The sequence below is a fragment of the Thalassotalea euphylliae genome (genome assembly GCF_003390375.1).
In the GTDB taxonomy this organism is placed as follows: Bacteria; Pseudomonadota; Gammaproteobacteria; order Enterobacterales; family Alteromonadaceae; genus Thalassotalea_F; species Thalassotalea_F euphylliae_A.
Window position 1 is genome coordinate 2,602,108 of record NZ_QUOT01000001.1, and the last position, 25,720, is coordinate 2,627,827.

The 25,720-nt window shown below is 39.1% G+C and carries 26 protein-coding genes; 14 read left to right on the plus strand and 12 right to left on the minus strand.

Annotated features, from left to right (window positions below):
* Positions 1-2: 2 nt before the first annotated feature.
* From DXX94_RS11560 to DXX94_RS11580, 5 genes are all read right to left on the minus strand, one after another.
* Positions 3-596, minus strand: coding sequence for a hypothetical protein (locus tag DXX94_RS11560; protein ID WP_116016016.1), 594 nt, complete (start codon positions 594-596; stop codon positions 3-5).
* 1,117 nt (positions 597-1,713) lie between these two features.
* Positions 1,714-2,694 carry a hypothetical protein gene (locus DXX94_RS11565; protein ID WP_116016018.1) on the minus strand — a complete coding sequence of 327 codons (981 nt, stop codon included), beginning with the start codon at positions 2,692-2,694 and terminating at the stop codon, positions 1,714-1,716.
* Positions 2,684-3,865 carry an MBL fold metallo-hydrolase gene (locus DXX94_RS11570; RefSeq protein ID WP_181901541.1) on the minus strand — a complete coding sequence of 394 codons (1,182 nt, stop codon included), beginning with the start codon at positions 3,863-3,865 and terminating at the stop codon, positions 2,684-2,686. Before DXX94_RS11570 ends, DXX94_RS11565 begins: the two co-directional genes overlap by 11 nt.
* A 241-nt stretch (positions 3,866-4,106) precedes the next feature.
* Positions 4,107-6,380, minus strand: coding sequence for a hypothetical protein (locus tag DXX94_RS11575; RefSeq protein WP_116016022.1), 2,274 nt, complete (start codon positions 6,378-6,380; stop codon positions 4,107-4,109).
* Positions 6,381-6,549: 169 nt separating this feature from the next.
* Entirely contained in the window at positions 6,550-7,440 is an 891-nt protein-coding gene (locus tag DXX94_RS11580; protein ID WP_116016024.1) for a hypothetical protein, read from the minus strand.
* A gap of 807 nt (positions 7,441-8,247) precedes the next feature.
* Between DXX94_RS11580 and DXX94_RS11585 the strand changes: the two genes are divergently transcribed.
* Positions 8,248-8,982, plus strand: a complete 735-nt coding sequence (locus DXX94_RS11585) for a hypothetical protein (protein ID WP_147302273.1) — start codon at positions 8,248-8,250, stop codon at positions 8,980-8,982.
* A 43-nt stretch (positions 8,983-9,025) separates the two neighbouring features.
* Here the strand turns inward: DXX94_RS11585 and DXX94_RS11590 are convergent, their stop codons facing one another.
* From DXX94_RS11590 to DXX94_RS11600, 3 genes are all read right to left on the minus strand, one after another.
* Positions 9,026-9,214: a hypothetical protein gene (locus DXX94_RS11590; protein WP_116016028.1), complete on the minus strand. Its 189-nt coding sequence runs from the start codon at positions 9,212-9,214 to the stop codon at positions 9,026-9,028.
* A 276-nt stretch (positions 9,215-9,490) separates the two neighbouring features.
* Positions 9,491-10,303, minus strand: coding sequence for an endonuclease (locus DXX94_RS11595; protein ID WP_258872155.1), 813 nt, complete (start codon positions 10,301-10,303; stop codon positions 9,491-9,493).
* Between the two features lie 202 nt (positions 10,304-10,505).
* A complete protein-coding gene (locus tag DXX94_RS11600) occupies positions 10,506-10,991 on the minus strand; it encodes an Lrp/AsnC family transcriptional regulator (RefSeq protein WP_116016030.1) in 486 nt (161 codons plus the stop codon).
* Between the two features lie 164 nt (positions 10,992-11,155).
* Between DXX94_RS11600 and DXX94_RS11605 the strand changes: the two genes are divergently transcribed.
* The 8 genes from DXX94_RS11605 to DXX94_RS11640 all read left to right on the plus strand — a co-directional run bounded on the left by DXX94_RS11605 (position 11,156) and on the right by DXX94_RS11640 (position 17,259).
* Entirely contained in the window at positions 11,156-11,515 is a 360-nt protein-coding gene (locus DXX94_RS11605) for a Dabb family protein (RefSeq protein ID WP_116016032.1), read from the plus strand.
* 18 nt (positions 11,516-11,533) lie between these two features.
* Positions 11,534-11,956, plus strand: a complete 423-nt coding sequence (locus DXX94_RS11610; protein WP_116016034.1) for a DUF2000 domain-containing protein — start codon at positions 11,534-11,536, stop codon at positions 11,954-11,956.
* Positions 11,957-12,077: 121 nt separating this feature from the next.
* The gene (locus DXX94_RS11615; protein ID WP_116016036.1) at positions 12,078-13,487 is read left to right on the plus strand and encodes a phenylacetate--CoA ligase family protein; all 1,410 of its coding nucleotides are present in this window, start codon (positions 12,078-12,080) and stop codon (positions 13,485-13,487) included.
* Positions 13,487-14,461 carry a branched-chain amino acid transaminase gene (locus DXX94_RS11620; protein WP_116016038.1) on the plus strand — a complete coding sequence of 325 codons (975 nt, stop codon included), beginning with the start codon at positions 13,487-13,489 and terminating at the stop codon, positions 14,459-14,461. The genes DXX94_RS11615 and DXX94_RS11620 overlap by 1 nt, the downstream gene beginning before the upstream one ends.
* Before the next feature lie 31 nt (positions 14,462-14,492).
* Complete coding sequence (locus DXX94_RS11625) at positions 14,493-15,083, plus strand: bacilysin biosynthesis protein BacA (protein WP_116016040.1); 591 nt, start codon at positions 14,493-14,495, stop codon at positions 15,081-15,083.
* An 11-nt stretch (positions 15,084-15,094) separates the two neighbouring features.
* Positions 15,095-15,640, plus strand: a complete 546-nt coding sequence (locus DXX94_RS11630) for a carboxymuconolactone decarboxylase family protein (RefSeq protein ID WP_116016042.1) — start codon at positions 15,095-15,097, stop codon at positions 15,638-15,640.
* Complete coding sequence (locus DXX94_RS11635; RefSeq protein WP_220348079.1) at positions 15,637-16,596, plus strand: ornithine cyclodeaminase family protein; 960 nt, start codon at positions 15,637-15,639, stop codon at positions 16,594-16,596. Before DXX94_RS11630 ends, DXX94_RS11635 begins: the two co-directional genes overlap by 4 nt.
* Positions 16,597-16,629: 33 nt before the next feature.
* Positions 16,630-17,259, plus strand: a complete 630-nt coding sequence (locus DXX94_RS11640) for a LysE family translocator (RefSeq protein ID WP_116016044.1) — start codon at positions 16,630-16,632, stop codon at positions 17,257-17,259.
* 745 nt (positions 17,260-18,004) lie between these two features.
* On the opposite strand, the gene DXX94_RS11645 is transcribed toward DXX94_RS11640, so the two are convergent.
* The 4 genes from DXX94_RS11645 to DXX94_RS11660 form a co-directional block, all read right to left on the minus strand.
* The gene (locus DXX94_RS11645) at positions 18,005-18,244 is read right to left on the minus strand and encodes a type II toxin-antitoxin system prevent-host-death family antitoxin (RefSeq protein ID WP_116016046.1); all 240 of its coding nucleotides are present in this window, start codon (positions 18,242-18,244) and stop codon (positions 18,005-18,007) included.
* Positions 18,245-18,705: 461 nt separating this feature from the next.
* A complete protein-coding gene (locus DXX94_RS11650) occupies positions 18,706-19,053 on the minus strand; it encodes a hypothetical protein (RefSeq protein WP_116016048.1) in 348 nt (115 codons plus the stop codon).
* A 176-nt stretch (positions 19,054-19,229) separates the two neighbouring features.
* A protein-coding gene (locus tag DXX94_RS11655; protein WP_116013626.1) for an IS3 family transposase occupies positions 19,230-20,380 on the minus strand; the annotation gives its coding sequence in 2 pieces (ribosomal slippage) (positions 19,230-20,134 and positions 20,134-20,380; 1,152 coding nt in all).
* Between the two features lie 226 nt (positions 20,381-20,606).
* Complete coding sequence (locus DXX94_RS11660; RefSeq protein ID WP_116016050.1) at positions 20,607-21,095, minus strand: hypothetical protein; 489 nt, start codon at positions 21,093-21,095, stop codon at positions 20,607-20,609.
* A 24-nt stretch (positions 21,096-21,119) separates the two neighbouring features.
* Between DXX94_RS11660 and DXX94_RS19740 the strand changes: the two genes are divergently transcribed.
* From DXX94_RS19740 to DXX94_RS11685, 5 genes are all read left to right on the plus strand, one after another.
* Positions 21,120-21,242: a hypothetical protein gene (locus tag DXX94_RS19740; protein WP_116016052.1), complete on the plus strand. Its 123-nt coding sequence runs from the start codon at positions 21,120-21,122 to the stop codon at positions 21,240-21,242.
* A gap of 40 nt (positions 21,243-21,282) precedes the next feature.
* Positions 21,283-21,540 (plus strand): DUF1513 domain-containing protein, encoded by a 258-nt coding sequence (locus tag DXX94_RS11670; RefSeq protein ID WP_258872237.1) that lies wholly within the window; start codon positions 21,283-21,285, stop codon positions 21,538-21,540.
* Positions 21,541-21,729: 189 nt separating this feature from the next.
* Complete coding sequence (locus DXX94_RS11675) at positions 21,730-22,380, plus strand: TetR/AcrR family transcriptional regulator (RefSeq protein ID WP_116016056.1); 651 nt, start codon at positions 21,730-21,732, stop codon at positions 22,378-22,380.
* Between the two features lie 174 nt (positions 22,381-22,554).
* Entirely contained in the window at positions 22,555-23,430 is an 876-nt protein-coding gene (locus DXX94_RS11680) for an alpha/beta fold hydrolase (RefSeq protein ID WP_116016057.1), read from the plus strand.
* A complete protein-coding gene (locus tag DXX94_RS11685; RefSeq protein WP_116016059.1) occupies positions 23,393-25,660 on the plus strand; it encodes a TonB-dependent receptor in 2,268 nt (755 codons plus the stop codon). Before DXX94_RS11680 ends, DXX94_RS11685 begins: the two co-directional genes overlap by 38 nt.
* Positions 25,661-25,720: the final 60 nt, after the last annotated feature.

Here is a 25,720-nt window from a genome sequence, read left to right on the forward strand (position 1 = left end):
TTTCACCTAGTCGTTAAAGTTCTACCAAAAGCTATAATGAGAAGTAAAACCAAAGCTATGATTATTCGCCCTTCATTAGTGATCAACCATGTTTGGAAATTACTTCGCTGCAAGTTAATCGCCTGTGAAGAATTATCTACTATGATAAATGGATCAGCTAACTCGTTGCTAAACCCAACCAATAGATCAATAGTGGCATTAGGCTGAATCGAGAGTCCTGGGTATGTTGCTGATTCTGTGTTGCAAGAAGAAGCTTTTTTACCTGCTGTGGCAGGTGGATGGGGTATGATTCTAGCGCTGACGACCTCATTCACGTTGACAGATGCTTGAGTTTTTACGTGGAAAGTGACTGCATTGAACTTAGTTTTCGCCGAGAGGTTTCTTATAGAAAATTTGTAAAGAGATTTTGGACTACTACTGCTAAGGCTGCATTTAATTTGATTGCTCCAATAAAAAGAGTCTTCAACAGAAAGTTGCTCTATTGAGTATTCAACCAATGGGGTCGACTGCAGCTTTTCAACGTAGTTAACCAACAACCAGCCAACGATTGCCACGATAAGTGTTAACAAATAAGGAGGCTCTTTATCTAATGGCATAGCAAACTCCGTTTACTATCTCGCCGCTAAATTGCTTTAAATGTAGATCATTAAAATAAAAGTAAAGGTTCCCACTAACACATTTGATGAATGGTTTTGAACTAACAGAAGAATGAAGTAATTTAGAGTTTTTCATACATGTCCTTATGATAGAAATAGCTTCATGGCAGAGCATCAAAGCCAATGACTCACCACCTTACTCCTTTAGGTGTTACGATAGTCTTCAGAGAGCGATATACACTACTAATTACATTAGTCTAAATTTATCAGAAGTAAAGCAGTCAACTATCGTTTAGAACCCTTGCCAATTTGACCATAAGAGATAACTTCCTTTTCATCAGGAGTATTCTCGTTTTGCATCGCAGATTACGACTTTAGTTGCTATTTAAATCATTCGACATCAGGCTATTCTATGAAAGGTATATAGGAAATTTAGTTTGGTAGGTAATAGATTGACGCTGTTTTCTGCCAGCTTGAAAATTAAAAAGTATTTGCCGTTTTGCTTGATATCTTACCTTAGAGAGAGCTAGCTAGAGGTGTCAATGTGTAAATATTCCCGACAGGATGGCACAATAACGTACAAAGTAGTAAGAATAACTAATAATTTTATTTTTTAGCTATTTGAAAATAAAAGAAGGAATAATAATTTTCTAGCTAGGAGCGTATATTAAATAACTAATAGGTGAGAAGATTATAAGGGATGGCCAACAAGTGTACTAAAAAGCCACCCCAAATAGCATCTTGTTTATTACCAAGAGTTTTCGTCAGAAACCCATGAGTTTTCGCCATAAATCCATGAATTTTCATCTGAACTCAAAGAGTTATCAATATCCATTGTAATCATTCCGTTAAAGCTAAGCTTATTTTTGTTACCCATAACTAATACCTCACAATAGAATGACTCCACTTAACTGTGTAGGTAATAGAATATAATCCATTAGCAATCATAGTATATGAGTCATTTTAACAAAAATGCAAGTGCCTCATAGCGAAGAGTTAACTTACAAAACTAGGGGGCACAAACCTTACATAAATTACTATATAACTACAAGACATTTAGATGGCTAAATAACGTGTTTCAAGGTAGTCATTGTATATAAAGCAAAACGCGTACCGTTTATGATGATGACTGCCCACTAGCTTGTGACTTTTGCCAATCCCTGTACGCCTTTAAGTCCTTATCAGCAGTTGTAGATGAGTCATCAGAGCCATATATCTGATCTCTTACAGCTGGAGAAATACTAATCGCCTCCTCTAGTATTTTTTCAACCTCTTGAAACCCTTCTGAAGCATTTTCAGCCTTAGAATTTTTTATCAGCTCCGTCTTGTAACACGCTACATTGAAGAGCACCGCAACAAAGTGTTCATCGAGTTTATTGAGCTTTCTAGAGCCATCTATAAACTTATTTAACGCGAGTAGCCCCTTGTTAAGATCATCAAACTTATGCCTATATAATCTTCCCAACATTATTGCGGCTTTTCTCCAGAAATGCCGAGGTAGCGTTACCCCTTTATCCATTAAATCTTCGAGGTCATCAACAATGTGTTGAATATCTGACCGCGATTTATCTAGTTTCATTTCAAGCACGTTGTATGCTTGGCTTATAATATCTGATGCGATAACTTCTAAACTCGCTTTTTCTCTAGCTGTATCTATGCGAGAAAAAAGGTTTTCTTCCATTTGTCTCGCGGATTTTTGAAATTGATTTTCAATGCTGTATTTCACTTTGTCTAAGAATCGGCTTCCACCATACCCACCAATTACGTATAAGCTGATTAGAAATAGCTGATTTTCATCTGTCAATTCAAGCTTGAATTGATTCAGAGAGAATAAAGAAAGCGTGACTGCGAATGCTCCTCCAACACCATGAAGAGTGTGTGTGAAACCTATCCATACTAGTTCTCTAAATGAAAGTTCTACTTTATCGTAAAGAGGATGAGCTCTATATCCCACATGGTGGCTATTATGGTTACTTTCAGTACTTTTCGAATCCCTTATAAGATCAAATCGATTGAGAAATTCGAGTATTCCACCAAAGGCTCCCGCAAGAAATATCATTATTAGATGAATACCCAATACAAAACTTTCAATTGGCATTTATAAACTCCTCTGAAAACTCAATATTCCCCAGAAGCTCGGTCTTTATCTGGAGATCTTTGCCGTCGGTAATGAAACGAATGTTACCTGCTGTTTGTGTTTGTAAAATCGCTTTATTGGTACTAGCGGAGTGCCAAACGTATTGACTATTTGTGTCTTTGAGTCCTGCAATATAATTAAAAGCATGTTGAGTTGTCGGTAATAAAACCTCAAGCTTTGATGTGATTGTGTTGTGAGGATGCCAATATCGATTATTATGTCCAGAACTAATAACCGCAATTGAAGCTGTTAATGAAGATAGCCATCTATTAGAGCTAGAAGTTACGCCACTACCATGATGACCTATCGTAATTAAATCATGAGATAGTTCTTTAGAGCTAATGTGGTTTTTCTCTAAAATATAGCTTTCAGTTTCTGTTGTCGCATCACCCACAAAAAGTGCTTCAAATTCACCGTATGTAACACTCATGACAATACTCATAGTGTTTTTACGTGATTTTTTAGCCTTTGACACAAGCCCAGCAGACAAAAAATTAACTTTTGCATCACCACAGTCTAAGTGTTCTAAGTTACGATCGGTTTCATTCTTAATAGAATAGGATTTCACAGTAGATAGCCAGCCCCAGAAATATCTAGAGTAGTCATCTTGTTCGCCAACGTAGAACACCTTATCGATAAGAAATGTCTCGGATAAGAATGGCAATAGTCCATAGTGGTCAATATCTGGATGGCTCACGATGGCATAATGCAACCTTCTTGAGTAGTGATCGGTGGCTAGCAACAAGGACTCTCTATAGATCTCGTCGGTACGCTTTGAACCCGAACCCGCATCAAACAAAACATTTTTGCCGTTTGGGCAGAGGATTAAATAGGAGTCTCCTTGCCCGACATTGAACGCGTGTATCTCTAAACGCTCGTGACTTCTTACTTTCTCAACCCACTTTTTGTGAACAAACCCCTCACGACCCTCTATTTCAACTTTGTACCAATGCGCTAGCTCTTCAACGATATTGAGCTCTATGTCATGCGATACAGACATAATCACCTTTTCGTTCTTAGAAGGCTTTTCAAGAATGCCTAGCCTAAAATTATCGCTTATCGTTGGCTTAACTTTGTTTTTCTCTTCAAAGTCTTTTGCCGAAGCTATTGAATATAATATTAAACCGCACATCAGTATGTATGCCTTGAAGCAGTCCATAGCAAAAGTTCCTTTATGAGCGGTATGTGAAAATTGTCAAATGTCTCTAGAGAGTGTCAAGTTTCACATATGCATCTGTTTTCATTATATGATAAAAATAAAATTTATCATTTATCTAATAACTACTTAGGCCATAAGTAAGCTTTTGTGTTTTGAAGTTCGATAACTCAAAACTTAAGCATTACGTTAGTTTTGAATCCTAAAACTATATTCGCTAACCTATTACATGTTGATATTCTTCATTGTTTTTTTTGTAGGACACTACAACTGCTCCCTTGATTCCTTGCGCAAATGCCTGGTTGTCTCGTTTAGCAATCGCAAGTAGGGCTCCAACAAATCTAATATAGAACATATTACTGCCAAGGTACTTCATTCCATCGTATGCTTTCTCAATATGATTATGATGCTTCTTATAGGTTATAGCGTTGTTAAGAGCATTTAGACCTTTGAAGAACTGATTTAAGCGCAATTGCCACTTAGGGTGCTTAGCGAGGGTATACAAAAAGGTGCCAGGCGAATCTTTAGCACTCTTTTTATATTCAAATTTAGCAAGTGATTCGTTAATCTCAGCTAGACTGTCTTCCCATGAATAGTTGTAGGGGTACTTTTTCCCATTGCTCAGTAAGTGGGAGAACATATCACCAAATATCCTCTCTCTAGCGTCTGGGAAGTCTCTAAACGGAATATCTTGAAAAGACAAAGCTCTCGCCAAAGCCTTACCAATTTGCTTATCATCAAAGCTACAAAGTTCTGCCACAATTGCTTCAAAATAATCATGATCAATACTGCACGTGGTGACACAAACTACATTATCGGCGTCTTCTATAGCATTTTCTAAGGCCTCGAAAGCCGATTGTCGCTGTTGAGCACTGATAATGCCCCATGCCTGAGCCAAATCAATAGCCTTAGTTGAACTGAAGTCTTCACCCTTGGTTTCTAACGCAACTAAAAAACCAACTTGAAATTCATCTACTGTAGGGTTCTTATTACTGGAGAAGTCTTCCATATGTGCATCAAAATCATAGTAGTACCTTGAGTGCTTCCCACCATACAGTTTGCTGTAGCCACGTCTTGCATCAAATGTGAGCATCTTGTTTTTATCGATATTGTAGGTGGTCTTCGTTTCTATTTGCTCAAAACTCTTACCAAACATTTTTCGATCACCTAGTGAGAAAGAGAAACCATACGAGGTGTCTTTTGATATGGTCTTTTGATTAAAAAACGACTTTAAGTTGCTTGGGTCATCCTCGACAATTTTCTCTAGCACGTCGGTAAAATTACCTTTAATGGCACTTTCGTGGATGCTTTTTAAAGTGGTATTTTGCCCTGTATTTGGTAGTAAAGCTTCAAGGAGTGAATCGTACTGCGTGACGCGTTTGTATTGATAGTCAAACGCGGCCGCAGCTTTTGAGGTCGCTATTTCTTTGATGTTTTGTTGGAGTTCGGCTTTGACTTCTGATAATTGCTCGCCGAGCGCTGCAATATCTTTACTAGCTGCATCTAATCCAAGCTTACTAAAAAGTTGATCGACATATGGTTTAATCTCATCTGAGAGATCATTATATCTCACCTTAGATTGCAGCTCAGATTCAACAGTAGCGATAATACTTTGACCCTGGCTTAAGGCACGTTCTGGAAATTTAAATAGCTGATCTAGGTGTTCATTCATGAACTTTTCAGCATTCTCTGGGGAGGTAAATTCTGCAGAGGCTGAAATATTAGCATTTGCACCAAAAGTATATGCGGAGCCTTTTTTCAAGCCAACGTAATAGTCTTCATTCGTTGGGCGAGCAAAGACTACTTTAAAGCCGCCAAATACCCTTAATTTCATGCCAACAGTAGCACTGGCATTGACAGTTAAATTTAGTGCTTCGTCATCAATAACCTCGCTCAATAAGTTTAATGAATCAGTCAGCAATTCTGACCAAGAGAAGCTAGCGCCAACTGCTAACTCGCCTGATACATCGATATCGAGAGCATCTCCTACGTTGAGCGATTCCACATCATCAAATGAAAAAATTACTGGAAATGCTTTAAGGTCATCGCTTAAGGACTTTAATAATTGCTGACTACGATCATGGCGCAAATAAGCGCCAAGTGAAAACCCAGCAGAAATATCAAAATTAAACCCTAGCTCACCAAGAGGGAGAGCACCCTTTGCTTGGCCTTCAGCCTCAAACCTGTATTGGCAGTGTGGTTTGTTGGCGTCAAAGGTTAGTGGTTTGGATAATTGTTCTGCAACGACAGAACTACTAGTGACATTAACAACGGGATCTTTTGCCAAATCATCCACAGAGTTCAAAACATGAAAAGCAAATTTTCCGGTAAGGTTGATACTGACATTAGTTCCATATCGAACGACGTTACTGGTATCGTCAAGCTCAAATGACAAAGGTGATGTGTGAGGGTAGTCATTCAAAGAGTCAGTGAAAACCTTATACTTTTCTAAACTCGTGATTAAATGTTCAGACTCCAGTAATCTAGGCATGCGAAAGTTCCTTTTAGTGGAAGACCGACATCCATCTGGTCAGCAATATAATAGGGTTAACTAATCCTGTTTAGTTTTCTTCTCTAAAAAGCCAAAGTTTGATTATACCGTGGCTGGAAATATTTTTATTCAAGACGAAAAGTTTGAGCTTAGCAAGTTATCTGAAAAATTAAGCTGCAGAATTGGGTTTATTGTTCCATTCAACTCCGTCTTTGCTATCACAAAAACTTTTTATATCTTCATCAACAAACTTGAATTTATCATTTTTTATAGCTTCTTCAGAGTTAGCGTAAATAGAATATATGCAGTTACTTCCATTTTTAGTTACGTAGATAAATGCACTGTTTCTGCGCATGAAATATGCGTCACTTGTTTCAAGAAATATCTTCGCTGTGATTGTTTTACCTCGAATACTGACTTGCGTGCACTGCCTGAGTTTTTGTCTACCTTTCATCTCTTGTGTAATGGGGACGCAAAATTTTTGTTCCATCTCTTTAGCCACAAAATTTTCTCCCAAGACATAACCTACTAACGTCGGAAAAACAAACACTGACACTAGAAAAGGAATCATGTAACACGCTAACAATACGGAAAGAATGGCAGCATATGCGCCACTGATAATGGCAATTGGAGACAAAATCAGAGAGCTAAATGTTTTTTCTATGATGGCATGTCGTGAAAAGGAGATACTTGATAAATAATTCTTTACTTTCAAGCTGTTGCGATACATCAGCGGTGGAATAACGCCGATACAAAGTAGCACAACAAGAAGACCATAACTCTCACTGAGTTTGTGTAATACTGTCGGCCAATACTCCAAGTTTTCAAATAAAGAGAAAGCGTGTAAATAACCTAATACAGCAGAGTTAAATATTTCTCTAACTTCGTAGTTTCCCGACAAGTTGCCTAAATTCATCGTTAGAATGATGCCTTTTTGATAACCAACACCAAAAAGTCCTGAAACGATTGCCGTTAACCCCGTTATTTTTAGGTAAAGCGTTGTAAGGCTCCCTTTGCTGTGGCTTGCTGCTTGGCTTGAACGGGGGCTGTTGTCATCCATGTTAAATTACTCCTGTATATAGATACTGATAGCTGAACTTTTCAAATATTACATTTTACTGCTTCTTACTAGACTAACTCTGTGCTTAGTTGGTTGGCTATGTCTATGATGGTGCGTCATCTTTTTCAAACTAGAAAGAAAATAATATGTGGTTTTGTATAAGAGTTAGATTGTGAAGAACTGATTCTAGGATAGGGTATTACTTTTGCTTCTCTGCTCGGAATCTACTAATTCAGAAGCACGTTTTGCATTACGCTTAAGGGCATCTGACCGCATTGTTTCCTTAGGATCAGATACTAGTGTTCCTCAACTGGTCACTCTTTGGGACTTAACTTTGCTATCTTTTAGTCTATCGAAAAGCTCGAAATATTCTTTTGTGAATGTAAAACAATTGAAAAACATTAAGCGCTAATAAAAATTACAATATTTTTGATAATAGCCACGATGCTAACTTCTGTCTATCAGAAAAGTGTAAGTGTAAAAAGCGATGATTTATATGAGCTTAAATTGGTCTATTGAGCTCAGTTAAATGCAGCCCAATAATGCCTAAAAGACATAAGTACCGTTTTCTCAAGCACGTAGCGACTATCGTTAGCGAGGAGCAATTTTGAGGCTACAACCTCCATAATGAGCGATACCTTACGCATGAACTTGAAATAGCTATAGCCACCTCCAACGAGAATCATTTGTTTAAAAATAAGAAGTTAGTCTCATTACGATGTTTACACAAAACATAAAGTCGGCTAGCATAAAAAGATGACATATTATGTCTTGTTTGGTGTTGAAATTTATAAAGGGTGTTGTGTTATGTCAAATGATCCCATTAACGAAGAAAGTACTAAAGGGGAAGGATTCACTGCCAAACTGTTTGGGCACGAAATTACAATTTGGGGAAATAATTATTTTCGCAATATTATGGTTTTTATTGGTGCCAGCATGCTGCTTTATATTATGTTTCAAACTGAGGTGAACGAACTTTTTAGTAAAACATTCAACCGAGCTGAGTATGAGCAAAAGGAAAAATTTTCATTACATCACCAGTTTATTTCTCCAATAATTACCGCATGGGACACTATTCATGATATAGATGATGTGTCCAAGAAAAACGTCAGGCTTGTAAGAGACAATATAGATGACGCAGTGCTAAGGTATGAAAACCTTAAAGTAGATAAGCTATCGATGGCTACTCAGATAACTTGGAAATATCACCTCGCTAGATTGAAAGTCATAGAGGCTGATAAAACATCTAAAATAGCGCCACTGGACATGTCTGTGAAGTTGTTAGAGGAAGCGAAGACTAATAGTAACGATACTGATAATTTAACCGTAAAGGATATGGACTTCATAAATGGTATTCAGATGAATACAAGGATAAAACGCACTCTACTAAACTCTTATGCACTGATGTATCATATCTCAAATGATGCCTCACACCGTATTTTGTCTGAACGCATACTTAAGGATGTCGGTGGGTGTAAAGAGTTGATATCGATGTATTTTTATCACGAAAAGATCGCCAATTCTTTAGGGTGTAAGATATAAACAAAAAAGGCTTTGAATTATTCAAAGCCTTTTTCTAAATACCTTAAGCTTGTCTCAGATAATTTCTTATTTTATCGAGAAAACTATCAACTGTTTTTGGCGGATCAAAAGTTCCTAAATCGTTACCTGTAATAATCTCTTCCTGCTTTAAGTTTTCGCTCTTATAGTCAACAGCGACAGCAACACTAGATAATACGATACACGTAACAAGAATTTTTAATTTCTTACCCATGGATTCCCTTCCTATTTTTTAATTTATATTTTTCTCATCTGTCGCTTGTGATTGTTTATTTTTAATTAAATCTTTCAACAAAGCACAGATGATGCTCCTGAATTATGACACGCCTCACGTATTTGGCAAGTTTAACAACTAAATATTGGATTCCATAGACTGTTGTTGCAGCCCTACCTGACCTCTTTATTAACGAGCTAATGCTCACCATTTTCATACTTAAACCAATAACCTCAGTGGTAAAAACTTTATTATTTAAAATTTCATCATTCGAGCCTATTGCTGCTCTTCACTAGTAAAATAATTACATTGTTTAGCAACAAAAGTATTTTCTAGACCCTGCTCGTCCTTTATTCTCTTGTTCCTCATACACTCCCAATCATCTACTGGATCCAATTTATCCCATTGATGAAACATATCAATTTCCTCTATAGACAACTTGGCACCATGCTCTTTTACCATATGAAAGTAAACCCTAGCGATATCTCCTTTAACTTCATTTGAGGGCTCTGCTGTATCTATTTCAAAGTCTATTTCAAAATCACACTGGCCGTATTGCCTTTTCTCTCCTTGAATAACTCCAAAGGAAAAATTTGATCTATCACCATTAAGTTCACCCACTGCAGGGGCTAGGTTATTCAAGTCATCATGAGCTCTCTTAAAACGCTTGTTTAATTTATAAGCACATTTTCGACCCGACAAATATTTTCCATTTTTCTTTTTACACTGAGGAAAATCCTTCCTATTTTTCCATTCTTTTAGGTGACCACCAATAACTTGTGCAGGCACAATATGTTCCCACTCGATTCGGCTGACACGAGGGTTGATTTTGCCGCTTTTTGTTATAGGGTTCCTTGGCATATAACCACATGCTATTGGATAAACCATCGTCTCGTGAAGATTGCCATCTGAGTCTTTATCGTTTTTGTCATCAAATACAAAGTCACAGCTACAATATAAAGTTTTGTTTCTATCGAAATAGACAGCTTTTTCTGCTTTAGATTTCGCACTCGAAAAACTAGTCGGATATTTTGCTTGCGCAACAAAACAAAAAGAGAACATAAAAAAGAAAAGCCAAATTTTCATCATATTTTAAAACTCTAGGTTTACATCAAGAGAATGAGCTTATGTTTTGGGGTGAAAGATCTGATCACCGCAAAGGCATTTAGTTTAATTTCTTATGCGCAGCTTAGGTTAGTTGTCATACTGAGAATTTTTACACGTCCACTCTATATGATTATCAGGATCAAGTGCATTACTTCCATCTTCATTCGTGAATGCCAAAAACATCTCATGCCCCCTTAAGACAAGAGGACTGGTTTAAAGGGAATGCAGAGAATGGTTTTATTTCTTTTAATACAAAAATACTCTGCATTTCTTTAATTCCAGGTAATCGGCGAATAACAGACATGGCAAAATCTGCATAAGAGTCTAGGTGTTGTGAAACAACCTGCAATAAAAAGTCTGCATCACCTCCAATACTGTAACAAGCAACTACTGCATCAAGATCATGAACTTCTTTCTCAAACTTTTTCGCTTCATCTTCGCTATGGCTATCTATTGTGACTTTAATAAACACCATTACACCTAGGCCTATTTTGCGTCGATCTAGAACAGTTCTATAGCTTTGAATAATCCCATTTTCTTCTAGTTGACGTACTTTCCTCCAACATGGCGACGCAGACAAACCCACTCGATCTGCAAGTGTTTGGTTTGTCATTCGCGCATCTGTTTGTAAATTTGTCAAAATCTTAATATCTGTCTTGTTTAATGTCATATTTAGGTGGTTTCTTTCTTTTTGGTGTTAAATAATGAAAAAAATATTCTTTTTTCATGTTTAATTCAACAAATAAGAAAGCATTTTTCTCAAATTTTTTCGTATCATATTTTTCGCAATCACTTAGGAAGGTTGCTTATATGTAATTCGAAAAGGAACAAAGAATGCTTCTACATATAGTGTTATTTAACTTTAAAAAAGGGTTTAGCTGGGCTTCGCAAGAGTCAGCTGATGCTGAGCTATCAACGAAAAACCACCCCAAACAAATAGACCAAATTCAAGGCTGGCTATGCAGCAGGAATGTTTCTGATCGTAAGTTAGCAGCTGACTTCATGGTTTTAGGACTTTTCAACAATATCAGTGACGTACAAGACTATTTAATTCACCCTAATCATCAAGAAGGGGTAGAAAAGTGGAGAAAAATAGCTAATTGGCAAGTCATTGATATTGATATGAATGATGAAACAACTCATACCGCAGAACTGATGGACTCATTTAAGTCTTTAGTTATAAAAAAATCATAATTAGGAAGATAAATTATTATGAAATTTGATGCTAAAAAGCACAAATGTACCATTGTGGTGGATCAAGACCTTAATATTGGATTGTCGATGAATGCCGCTAGTGTTATCGGCATAAGCTTTGGTAAAACAATAGAAAACTTAGTAGGGCCAGATATGCAGAGCCAAGATAGTGTTAATTATCCTGGCGTTATTTATTCTCCATTACCCGTTTTAAAAGCCACAGGTGGGTATCTAATGGAACTATTATCTGCCGCAGAGCAAGATGATGACATTCACTGTATGCCATTTAGTGCGCTTGCTCAATCTTGTAAAACGTACGATGAATATGGAGAACGTATCAATTCTACCAACAGTGAACATATAGAATTAGTCGCTATAGGTCTAATCGGACCCAAGAAAAAAATCACAAAACTGACAGGGAACCTGCCTCTTTATAGGTGATTTTTCTCTAGCTAAGGAAAGCGCTCCTTAGCCGATATCTTTCAAAAATGTAGTCTTCGAAATTTCACCTAGTTTGAGTAGGAGGGATTTCTTTATCTCAAAAAAACCAAGGACCAGTTTTATGTACTCTATTTTCAAAAAAGATTTGTTCGAAAAAGCTGAATATGTTTATCAAGAGCATTCAAAGTTCGATCAAGGAAAAATAGCTTTAGGTGAGCTTTATTCACACCAAGAGTCTCGACTTCAAGCGGTATTGAAATATGTTATTAGCGGCTCTTCATTCTACCAAAACCACCTTTCAGTTCTCACACCGAAAGACATTGATAGTTTCTCTTTAAAAGATATCCAAAGATTACCTTTTACAACTAAAGAAGATCTAAGAGCTCAAGGTTCTGCAATGTTATCAACTCCTCTAGCTGACAGCTGGATTTATTATGAAACTACCGGTACAACCGGCAAACCAACTCCATGTCCTCGCAACGAACTAGACTCAATTTATAACAACACCCCTCTGATTATTAATTATAGAAAAATCTTTGAAAAGCATGGGAGTAAGCATATTGTCGGGGTAATGGGGCCAACTGAATTACATTCCACAGGTGATACCTTTGAGGATGTATTAAGAAGCTTAGGCCATAGTGTTGTAAAAATGTGGCCACGCTCACCTGTCGTTGGGATGAAGCGTGTTATGAACTTAATACAAGAGCTTAAAATTACAGCGTTGGTTTGTACTCCTGCTGTAGCTATAGGGTTAGCGCGGTTTATGAGAGAGCATGATCTTTCTCCAGCGAAAAGCAGTGTAAAGCTGATCCTTACACTAGGTGAGTTAACTACACCTGAGCTTCTTAGAAATATTGGTGAAATATGGGACGCTAAGCTATACAACTGCATGTATGCTTCGCAAGAGTCTTCCATATTGGCGGTTGGAACAGATGACAATTACTTGTATACGGTTCCATATAACAACTTTTACGAAGTGGTAGATCCTGAAACAGGCAATACCATAGAGAGCAACAAAAGAGCTGTGACTGGAGAGCTGGTCATAACGCATCTATACAAAGGTCAAAAGCCACTTATCCGTTACCGAACTGGAGATATGGTTAATGCGACCCCTATGCCCAATGGTCAATTGAAAATTGTTCCCATAGGCCGAGTAAAAGATAGGTTACTTCTTAACGGTATTACTTACAGTGCATGGCAATTAGAATCCACTATTCTCAAAAAACTTCATAACTGCTTAGATTATGCTGTGCAAATAGACTCTCATTTAGGTTTTGATTGTTTACATATTACTGTTGAGCTAGCGAAGGCATTAATCGATCAACATGAACAATTGGAAGATGCTAAAAACTATATCGAGAGCCAATTGAAAAATGTTTCAGTTCATTTAGAGGTAGGGACAACAACAAATGTTACGGGCACTTCTGCTATGGTTAGTTGGAAAGCTGCTCGACTACATGATTTACGCCACGAAAGCGACAATAGTGATAGAAACGCTGCATTAACGCTTGTTAGTGGGGGTTTTAAATAATGCCCTCTACTACAAAGTCCATCCCTGAAACTAAGCCTATATCTTCACCACATCACGAGTGGGTATTTTTAAATGGTGAGTATGTACCCTCTGGTAATGCATCAGTACCAATAACAACTCAAGCATTTAATTATGGCACTGCAGTTTTCGAAGGGATTCGTGGGTACGTTGGTAAACACAATAATGAGCTAAATATTTTCCGGTTGAACGATCATATTGAACGACTTCTATCTTCGGCAAAGATCTTATCGTTAAACAACCTGCCAACGGCTGAAGAGCTAGAAAAAAGTATTCTCAGTTTACTCAAGCGCAATGGAGCTATGACGGATTGCTACATTCGTCCAATAGCTTACAAGCAACATTTACTACCTGGTACTAATTTTGGGGTAAAGCTCTCTGGTCAAAGCTCTGGTTTATCAATCAATAGCTTGGCTATGGGGGCTTACACCAAAACTCAAGGTATAAACTGTACTATATCTAGTTGGCAAAGGGTCTCGGACAATTCGATTCCTGCCCGAGCAAAAATTACGGGTAGCTATGTGAATTCAGCTTTAGCTATGGAAGCCGCTCAAAAAAATGGCTTTGATGATGCAATCATGCTTAATGCAAAAGGTCATGTTGCAGAAGCTACAACGTCAAATGTCTTTATTGTTAAAGATGGAAAACTGATAACCCCTTCAATAAACGATCATATTCTCGAGGGTATTACTAGGAAAAGTATTATCGCTCTTGCTCGCAGCCATTTTGGTTTGCCTGTCGAAGAGAGGAGTATTTTGCCTTCGGAATTATTATCCGCACAAGAGTGTTTCTTAACTGGCACAGGGGTTGAGGTTACTCCTGTTATTCAGATTGATCACCAAAAATTGAAAACCAACCAAAAAAATAGCTTAACTATTCGCCTTAAAGAACTCTACTCAAAAGTTGTTCGTGGAGAGTTAAGCGAATTTAAGAAATGGCTAACACCTCTTTATTAACAAAAAACATATGTTTATGGAGTAAATATATATGAATGCAAATTTTTTGGACATCGGCCTTAGTTACGCCATTGATACGCCAATTTTTACCTTGGGACCTAAAGGTACTAGTAGTGAGTTTGCATCAGTTCATTTTTGTAACTGGATGAAAAAGTACTACTCAAATAGTGATCATGAAATTAATCTCAAACAAACATACGAAGAAGCTAGAGACAATTTAACAGGACAAAACGGTTTGCTCATTGTCGCTAATGCTTATTCTCGAATTAATGATTTCTACATGGATCCGAGACTTAGTTTGTTAGCCACATTTGTTTTAGATACCCCTCCTTATGGTTTGGCTGTAGCGAATAATCATTTACTCAAAGAAAAATTTAATATTGCGTCACACCCTGCACCAATACCATTGATTGAAGAGTTGTTGCCACAGCACTTAGAAGTTGAACAAGTAATACAGATGCCATCGACGAGTGCTGCGGCTAAAGCAGTAGCGTCAGGTGACGTAGATATGGCATTGACAACAGAGATTGCTGCAAGAATTAACAAACTAACTTTTATATCAAAATGCCGGCCTATACATATGCTGTGGTCAGTATTTGGCACAGTTAAAAATTATAATTAGGAGGTGCGCTTATGACCATTTTAACTCTCCACAATATCGATACAGCTCCAGTTGCAAGCAGAAGTTTATTACAAAGCTCGGTAGATAAATTCGGCTGGATACCTAATCAAAGTGCATACATGGCTGAATCCCCAGCACTGCTGTCTTCATACCAACATGCTCATAGTTTATTTTCGACATGCTCTCTTTCTGAAGAAGAAAAAACCATCGTCTGGATAACCATTGGCATGATTAATAATTGCAGTTATACAGTCCAAGCACACTCTTGGATTGCAAAAAGCAATAGTGTTAATGATCAGCTACTTGCTCTGCTAATCGAAAGTCCAAATAAACTGCCTGAGCGTTCTCATGCGCTATATGCTTTTACGAAATCTGTCGCTCGTGCAAACGGCGTTATCTCCAAAGCAGCACAGGCTGACTTTTTAGCGGCGGGTTACACTCATGAAAATATGTTGGATGTAATCCTAGGAGTATCGCAAAAAACAATGTCGACTCTTTTAAATAGTATTGCAGGTACCTCTATCGAGCCTCAATTTTTACCTAGCGAGAAAGAATGATGCAGTACTTTAACAGGGAAAAAGTCGAATCAGCTTTGAACATACCGTTAGGTTTAAAGCTTAGTAAAACAGCATTCGAGCTACATAGTAGTGGACATGTAGAACAGCCACTCCGAAATATTATCCCCTCTGAAGATGGAAAAATATTAGGAACAATGCCCGCTTATATTCGGAAAGGACGCTATGCGGGTTTTGGAGTTAAATCAGTACTTGTCGACTTTGAAAGAGTTGGAAAAGAGCAATCACATGAAGGCTCGATACTACTTTATAGTGCGCTTCCTGATGGTCAATCAGCTATTGTAGATGCAGCATCTATCACTGAACTGAGGACCGCTGCAGCATCTGCGTTGGCGACAGATATTTTAGCGAAGCAAGATGCTAAAAGGCTAGCGGTTCTAGGCACAGGAGTTCAAGCCAAAGCGCACCTGTTATCAATATTAAGCATTAGGCCTGTAGAAGAAGTTTTTCTTTGGGGTAGGAATCAAGAAAATACTTTAGCATTAGAAGCTTGGCTAAAAACGATTAAACCAGAAATTGACATTCGAGTGTTTTCCAAAGTTCAAGAAGCTGTCATCGGTGCTGATATCATATGCACAGTAACGGCCTCAAAAGAGCCATTTCTGGGAGCACAAGTTCTCCCTCAAAACTGCCACATCAATGCTGTAGGGGCTTCTGCTCCTGCGTTTCAAGAACTCATGCCAGATGTTTATTCTAGTGTTGAACTCTTTGTGGACTCTTTGGAATCTGTTTGGAGTGCTTCACGCTGCCTCACATTGGCTGAGCAACAAGGATTAATAAAGCATAATAGTGGTATCGAAATCGGTCAGCTAACCAATGGGTGTTATACAAATACCTCTAAGGGAAGAACTTTATTCAAATCGGTTGGATTAGCTGTTCAAGATTTAGTCTTTGCTCGTGAAGTGGTTAACCAATATTACTCTGTAAAAAATAACTAGATCGCCTAACTTGCAACAATAAGGGAGAATAATATGTTAGAAACAACACAGGTCTTGGCATATGTTACAGCGCTAGGAGTTGCAGCAGCCATTCCTGGCCCAGGAATGACTGCACTAGTTGCCAGAAGCATAAGTGGAGGTGCAACCGTCGGTTTTACGATGCTAACAGGCCTAATTTTAGGGGATCTTATATACCTATCACTTGCTGTTTTTGGCTTAGCATTATTGGTGCAAAGCTCCAGTAGCTTGTTTGGTTTTATTAGCATAGCTTCGGCGACTTACCTAGGGTGGTTAGCGTGGCAATTTTGGTTCTATAAACCAAAAGTAGAAAGCCTAAGTGAACAAAAAACAAGTAGAGAGCTCTTTTCAGCTGGACTTTCTGGTTTGGCTATAACGCTTGGAAACCCCAAAACAATAGCCTTTTATTTGGCGATTCTACCGCTAGTTGTAACATTAGAAACAGTCTCTTTAGAAGTTTGGGGCACAACGCTTATTCCCTTGACAGTAGCTGTGCTTGTAGCAGTTGGCGCGATCTTTATATTAGGGGCATTGAAAGTGAGACATATATTAGATAGTGAGAAGTCACAATCTATAATGTTTAAGGGGACTGGAGTTATTATGCTGTTAACTTCACTAAGCATGCTTGCAAAGCAGTTTCAATAAAACAACGAGTTAACATGTGAGCCTTAGCTAACAAATTGTATATATGTAAAGGTGTGTTGGCTAAGGTAATTTGATCTTTCAGCTTCAATAAATTGGAGTTATTAGCCATTGTGTTTTCTAACTTATATAGACTCGCCTTGCGTAGCTATAAAAGTATAGCCACGCTGATTTAAAAACTCTGCTGAGCCTTTTCGTCAAGATTAGGCTCTACTTTGTAATATGTTTGTGAATTTATTCCGTTCATTTGATACGAGCTCTAAAAGTACAATATAGAGCTCCCAGAAATAAGCGTGGGATTAATGGATATTTAACCCCCAAACTGTAAATTCAAACATTATCAGTTACAGCTAATCGATACATCTCTATCGTTAATCGCTTGTTTCCTTAGAGGGTAGTAAGAACTATATATTCCCTCAATAGATACCTTTAAAACTAAAAATCTAGATACTTTGAATCGACCAGAGTATTAACTTATCAGAATAATTAATACCTATTGGCCTTGGCTGATATGAAGCTAACTTATGATGAAACTTTATTATTATCCCAAAGTAACTTTTGTCGATTTAACGGAATATAGAGGGCAATCACAGCGTGTTAAGTCATATTAACAATGAGATTCTCTAGAAGGTATGAAATAGCCTCAGAAATGCATACCTTGCGTTTTGCTATTCCGTTTAATGCTTGTTTAGCTTGTTCTTGGGCGTTTTATGAAATGCAAATCGTTAATTTCATTGATTGAGATACCCTATATGGAACTCAAAAAATCATCGATGGGCTCGGCGTTACTCTCTTGAATGTTTTTTCGGGAAGTTAATAATAACTCCATGAACGCGATCTTTTCTTGCTGTTTCGTGTAAGCTTCGACAGTTTGCACCACTAAAGCACTTTTACCGTTTTGTGTGACAATTAACGGTGTAAACCCCAACTCATCATGCAAATTTTCGGCTCTCGCCTTCAACTCATTGATGCTACATGTCGCTGTCATTTTTATACCTTTACGATCGCTTATTTAACGTGTGGTTTCCAAATAAAACTATAGCAATTGGCTGTATATATAGTTAATACCAAGAAAGGTTACAACTTTGTTCGCCTAAGCTTGGGTGAGCACAAGTGCCAATTTCGTATTCTCTTATTAAAACTGCAAAAAAGTGTTTTGTAACCATGGAGTAAAGACAGAAATTTACGCCGAATATAACGACTAAGGATTAGTCTCTACTTTTGATTCTAGAATACCAATAAGAATTGCTCTCTCGACTTTTTACAGAAAAGTGAACAAGTGACACACTTTGACCCGCACGCGTGCTGCACTTTTGTGGTTTCTATGACGTATTTAGGATGCAATCTAAATTTTGTTTACAAATACAGTAAATTAATTAAATAGCTTTAGTAGGTAAAACTACATTTACCTACTAAAGCTTACGATTGGTTTAGTTAACGAATTAGAGATTAATAACCAAATTGGGCTGCAAGCCATTTACCATATTGCTCTGCATCCGCTTCTTTCGCGATCTTATCCTTCATTTCACGATTATCAGGTGACATATGACGTATTTCGTGGCCTAGAGTCAGATAAGTATTCTTGACCGTAGTAATACCTGACACGTAAAGAGTAATTTTAGCCTCGCTAATATCACCATACGCGTTGGTCACAATTCTATTTGCACCTGCAACATACCCGCCTTTTTCCCATTTGTCATATAACACTACTTCTATGACAATGTCACTGTACCCTTTCTCAAAATTCCCTTTACTTAGCCCAGGAAAGTTAAGTTGCCCAGCTTTGAGCTTAAGCATGAGTTCATCAACAATTTTGGTTGCATTGTCATAAAGAAAATCTTTAACAGCGTCTTCATATTCTTCACGAATATCTAGATCGTTAATGTCCTGATCCCAAGTGTGGTTTGAACCACCATCCCAGTTTCGTTGAATATCACCAATGTTCAGTGGTGGTATGAATCGACCAGACTACCCTAGACGTTTTCTTGATTCATAAAATAGGTTTTATCATAGTCAGTTGGAGACTGATTATTTAGATAACCATGTTTACGTTTGCTGTTATAAAACATTTCGATGTAATCGAAAATATCTTCCTTAGCTTTTTCTCTATTTTTGTATTTTCTTCGCTTGATCCGTTCACGTTTTAGCAACTGAAAGAAGCTCTCAGCAACAGCATTATCATGGCAGTTACCTCTACGACTCATACTGAGTGATAAATTATGCTCAGCAGCAAATCGTTGCCAGTCATAACCTGTAAATTGGCTGCCTTGATCGGAATGTATAATAACCGTTTGCTTAGGTTTTCTTCGCCATACAGCAGCGAGTAATGCACTTAAGACTAAATCAGTATGCATCATCGATTGCATCGACCAGCCAACGACTTGCCGAGAAAACAAGTCGATAACTACGGCTAAATAGAGAAAGCCTTCGTGCGTATCAATATAAGTGATATCAGTTACCCAAGCTTGATTTGGCTGTACTACATCAAACTGTCGTTTTAACTGGTTATCTGCGACCACAGAAGGCTTAGTGCCATAGTTGCCTTTGCGCTTCTTATAGCCGACTTGAGCTTGAATGCCTGATAACTGCATTAATCGATGAACTCTATTCTTTGAGCAAACTTCACCTAAATCCAACATATCACTTTGAATTTTGCGATAACCGTAAACGCAGCCGCTTTCAAGCCAAGACTGTTTGATTAAACCCGTTAAGCGCTTGTCATCCTTAGCTCGCTTGGATTCTGGCTTTTGCAACCAAGCATGAAAGCCACTGCGGTGAACTTGCAACGCTTGGCACATCAGCTTTATGGGGTATTGGTTGAGCCGAGACTTTATGAACGTGTACTTTTCTTTGACTCGCCCGCAAAGTACACGGCGGCTTCCTTTAATAGATCACGTTCTTGTTGAGTACGCTTTAGTTCTTTCTCAAGCGCTTTAATACGCTTTTCTTGCTCGGATAATTCTTGGTAGTGTTCGCTGTTACTGCCATAGCGTTTTAACCAGATATAAAGACTATTTGTCGAGATATCTAACCGTTCTGCAACGCTTGCAACGGAGTGACCTTTTTCAGTCACTTGCTTAACGGCCTGAACCTTAAATTCTTCGGGAAATCTTTTAGCGCTCATTCATCCTCCTAGGACACAAAGTTTACAACTTATTTGTGTCTAGGAAAATCTGGTCGATTCATATTAACGTCTACAGCCGATATTATGATGAAACTTTATTATTATCCAACAGCCATTGTCATATACAAACTAAGTTGGAAAGTTACAAACAAGGATGGAAAGTAACAAACAAAGTTGGAAAGTAGAAGCTCAATATTGAGCTTCTACTAATGCTCATAATTAATCTTCAGGCTACATTGTTTGAAGAATCCTTCGAGAGTCCTCTCGTATAGTCTGGATAGTTTTTTCTCTGAAATTCTAACCCATCTACACCATCAACATTGATATCTAATTGTTGACGAATAAATTCGAGCCGATGTTTGCACTCATTTATTAGCTCTGCCCACGTTTTTACCCAGATAGTTATACCGTCAGCGTTATATAGAATGCCTTGTCCTTGCTTATCTGCGGCCATTTCTTTTTTCGCAAAAGAATCTAGTTCATTAGATAGTATCCAGAAGTGCCATTTAGTATCCAAAGTATTGAAGTGTTCATCATCGGCCACTGCAAACGCATATGACTTAATCTGGCCTAGTGCATCTTGCCCAATTTTTACTCTTGGAGCTTTTAACTCAACCTTGCGACCATGGCGCCCAACTTGATTTATATGGATAATGCCAGCGGCAAAATTATCGGCCGTTAGCAACCTCCGCACTTTCAATCTAGTCTTCGCCATTTAGCGGTCTCGAAAACGGGACAAGTGATTGTTGGTATTCAGCAGCAAAATAAAGCCAGCTTAAAGGTACCTTTAATTGTCTCGCATCGCGGCGAAGATCAATTGATGCCAATGCAAGGCGATGAAAGCCTTTGGCGATTAATTTAATCATTACACCGCCAGCGTTTGTATTAACGATGATGCCACGATAGCGGCGGTTAGCTCGCCAAGGGGAAATATTACTTCTTATTGGCAGCTGTCGGATTTGTCGTTACTGGCTAAACACAAGTATCACGATGGCGCTGGCGTCAGCTTCTATCAAGACGCTTTTGTATTAACCAATGGTCATGGCCGTATTATTGGCAGCGAACCGGCATTGACTCAAGCACAAGCGCGAGTCAAACGCGATACCTGGAGTCAGCACCTAAATATTCAATGGGATAATCACGTTGCCAAAGTCAGCTAGATAAGATATTGAAAAGGCTCGGCTTAGTTAAATGACGATAATCTAAGCCGACTAGCTGAACGCAGGTTAATAATTTCAGTATCTGGTCTAGATATTATCTTTCATTGGTTCAGCGCTTCGTTTACATTATCAACCATAAATGATATTTCTTTGATAGCTCAGCACGACACCAATTGCACAATAACGCCTATGACTGCAGTAAAATTACCACAATTTGCTAATTTCATTATTATGCCGGAACCGACTCAACAACGCAGTCGCCAAGCATTAAAGCGTTTACTTGCCGCCGGTGAGCAGTTACTTGCTCAAAATCAGTTTGAGCAAGCTGGGGTTGCGTTGATCGCTCAACAAGCTGAATCTTCAGTAGGCACCTTTTATCGTCTATTGGGCGATAAAGACACCTTGTTGCAGCTTTTGTTGCAGAACTTTTTTCAAAATTCAATCACTACTATCCAAACACTAACCGACTTAAAACCTTGGTCTAGGTTGCCGCTAGAGCATTTTGTTCAGTCCTTAGTGCAGACCTTGGCCGACTTGTACCAAGGTCGTCGAGGAGTGTTAAGAGCGCTTATTTTAAAAGCTTCTCAAGATATTGAGTTTCGCAACAATGTTCATCAACTCAATGAATTTATCGCTAAAGCTGTGGTCAATATTTTGGCCGAGCACTTAAAAGAGATGCACCACCCCAAGCCCACTAAAGCTATGCAGGTTATTGTCCACGTTTTACTTGGTGCGTTAAACCAACACACAGTAACCGGCAATCTGGGTTATTTGACCGATGATGAGGTCAAAGAGGAGTTGGCACGAGTGGTCATTGCCTATCTCGATATTTACAGTTAGTTTCTCGTTTATTCCTTACTATCGGCCCAAGTGCTATCGGCGCTTGCTCAATCTAACACTTCTATCAAAACAACTTTAACGAATAAAAAAACATCAAAATGATTAAAAAATATTGAAATCGGAATGCCGATTCCTTATTATTGTTTTAGATAGTTCGCTACTGAAACGAATAATATGGCTTATATTACTCACCAAGATCGACAGCTTCACTACGTTGAGCAAGGGCAAGGACCTGTTGTTATTTTGTTGCACGGACTTGGCTCACACAGTAAGGATTGGTCACTACAACTATCTGCGTTGGCGGCAAATTATCGGGTTATTGCACCTGATTTTCGCGGCCATGGTCAAAGCTCACCTAGTTCAACATCGTTTTCTATTCAAGACTTAGCCAGAGACATCAAAGCACTGGTGACAACACTAGCACTGAAAGAATTTCACTTAGTGGGTTTTTCACTTGGTGGCATGGTCGCTTTCTCTCTAGCAGGAATGTTGCCGAGCAAAGTTTGCTCGTTGGTGATCATCAATTCCGCGCCTCAAGTTGCCAACAGTCGTTGGCAGTTAAAATTTCAGTTGGCGTTGCGCTTAATCATTATTCGTTGCTTGGGGATGCAACGTTTAGGCGTCATTATCGGGAAAAAACTATTTGACTCGCAAGCTCAAGCACATCTAGCAGATGCTTTTGCCAAGCAAATGGCGCGTACCGATGCAGCGACTTATCGACAAACACTCACCGCAATTAGCCAATTTTCATTGGGTTTTTCACTAAGCTGTATCACCATGCCTGTGTTAGTGGTTTCTGCCGATAATGACTACACATCGATAGCAGTAAAACAAGCTTATGCCGACCAATTGCCCAATGCTCAGCTAGTGATAATTGAAAACTCTAAACACGCAACACCACTCGACCAACCACATTTGTTAAATCAACAGTTACTGAACTTTTTGCAAAATAACAGTGGCAGTAACTCATCGATGCAAACCGCAGTAAATAACGATAACAACGGAGATGCAGATGAACATACCAACCCCTTTAACCAAGCTCAGCCTTAGCATTGCACTAAGTTGTTCTGTCGCGGCCGTTGCACAAGAGTCTGCAACAGACGCTGACCCACAAGCTAAAGCGATTGAACGCATTACCGTTACTGCTCGTAAACGGGCTGAAGGTTTACAGGATATTCCTCTGGCAGTGTCAGCCCTCGACGAAGCCGCAATTGCACGCAATGCCATTAACACCTTAGCTGATATTCAAGCACAAGTACCGGCTTTAACCATTTATGCCGCGCGAGGTACTAGCTCAACAGCAACCGCTTATATTCGCGGCGTTGGTCAGTCTGATCCGCTTTTTGGTGTTGAGCCCGGCGTTGGTATTTATCTCGATGATGTTTATCTCGCCAGACCACAAGCTGCACTACTGGACATGTTAGACGTTGCCCGAGTTGAAGTATTGCGCGGACCACAAGGAACGCTGTACGGTCGCAACACTATCGGTGGCGCAATCAAATATATTACCCGCAAGCCAACTGACGAGTTTAGCTTTAAGGGCGACATTGCCGTGGGCAGCTATGATCAGCTTGATGGCCGTTTGGCCGCCTCTGGTGCCATTGTTGACAACAAATTACTCGCCAGTGTCGCGCTCGGAAATTTCGATCGTGATGGTTTTGGCGAAAATCGTCTAACTGGTGAAGATGTTAGCGATAAAACCCTGTTTACCGGTCGAGTTAATTTACTGTGGCTAGTCAACGACAATTTAACCGCGAGTTTGATGTTAGATCAAACGCGTGATCGCTCTAATGTCCGCGGTGCCCAGCGCATGGTGCCCAATATTTTAGAGCCATTTTTTTCCGGCATGCCACCACTAGCAATAAGTACCGACAGATACGATGTCGATAACGGTTTTGACATTCAAGTAAACGATACTGACAGTCAGGGAGCTGCCTTAACCTTAACTTGGGACAATGGCGGTGATTGGCAAATAAAATCAGTGACCGCGTGGCGTGATGGCGACACCAAAGGCGCCATTGATTTTGATGTTGGGCCACAACCAATAGCCGATGTCGACGCTGATTATTTTGATGAGCAATTGTCACAAGAGCTACAAGTAAACTATTCAGGCGATAATTTACAAGCGGTATTTGGCGTTTATTGGCTTGATGCCGAAGCGGGTGGCGAGGTTCGCAATCGGTTTGGCATTCCGTTAGCACTGCTCGGCCTTGCCCCGCCAACGTTAATTCCCGGCCCTATTTTATTTCAGTACGGTGCCAGTGGTGGCCAAGTCGATACTGACGCTATCGCTTTGTACGGTGACGCCAGTTGGCAATTGGACCAGCGCTGGCGCTTGAATTTAGGGCTTAGAGCCAACAGAGAAAAGAAAACCGCGACAGTTCTAAATCAAGGTTTTACTGACGATAGCTTTAGTGTGCCCAATGGTATGTTGACAGCAAATTTTAACAACGAAGAAACTTGGCACAATGTTTCACCTCGAATATCACTAGATTATCAACCGAATCAAGATTTACTCGTATACGGTTCGATTGCTAAGGGCTTTAAAAGTGGCGGCTTTAATATTCGCGCCAATACCGTTGAAGTTCCCAGCTCTGCGAATCCATATCAGCCAGAATCAGTGTTGACTTATGAGCTAGGTGTCAAGCCTTCGTTAAGCGATCAATTTCAGTTTAGCGCCGCTTATTTCTACAGTGACTACGAAGATATTCAGCTCAGTATTTTTACTGGCATCGACACCGATAACGACGGCACCAATGATCAGTTCTTTGGCGATTTTACCAATGCTGGGGAAGGTAGAATTCAAGGGCTTGAATTTGAATACCAATGGCTGATTAACCGCCAACTGAGAATATCGGGCAACGCTGCATATATGGATGCTGAGTACAGTGAGTTTTTATCCGGCGGTCAAAATATTGCCGATAGTCAAGAGTTCACTAATATTCCGCGTTGGTCATTTGCCGTTAATGGTCAATGGCAGACTGTCTTGAGCGATTGGGGCGAGTTAACTGCCACAGTTAACTATTCGTGGCGTGACCAAGTACAACCTGTGACTAATTTAAGCGATATATTACTGCAACCCGCTTATGGCGTTTGGAATGCATCACTAATTATCACACCCAATAATAGCGCTTGGACAATTGCGATTGAAGGTAAGAATTTAGCGGACAAAGAATATCGTACCACGGGTTACGATTTACGCGATGCCGGTTTCCCAATAGTGACCGGCTATTATGGCGATCCACGTACCGTAACGTTTAGACTCACCTATCAATATTAAAAGATGTTTTGCCGACCACATAACTATGGTCGGCATGAGTTTCTTCGAATAGTACAGCTG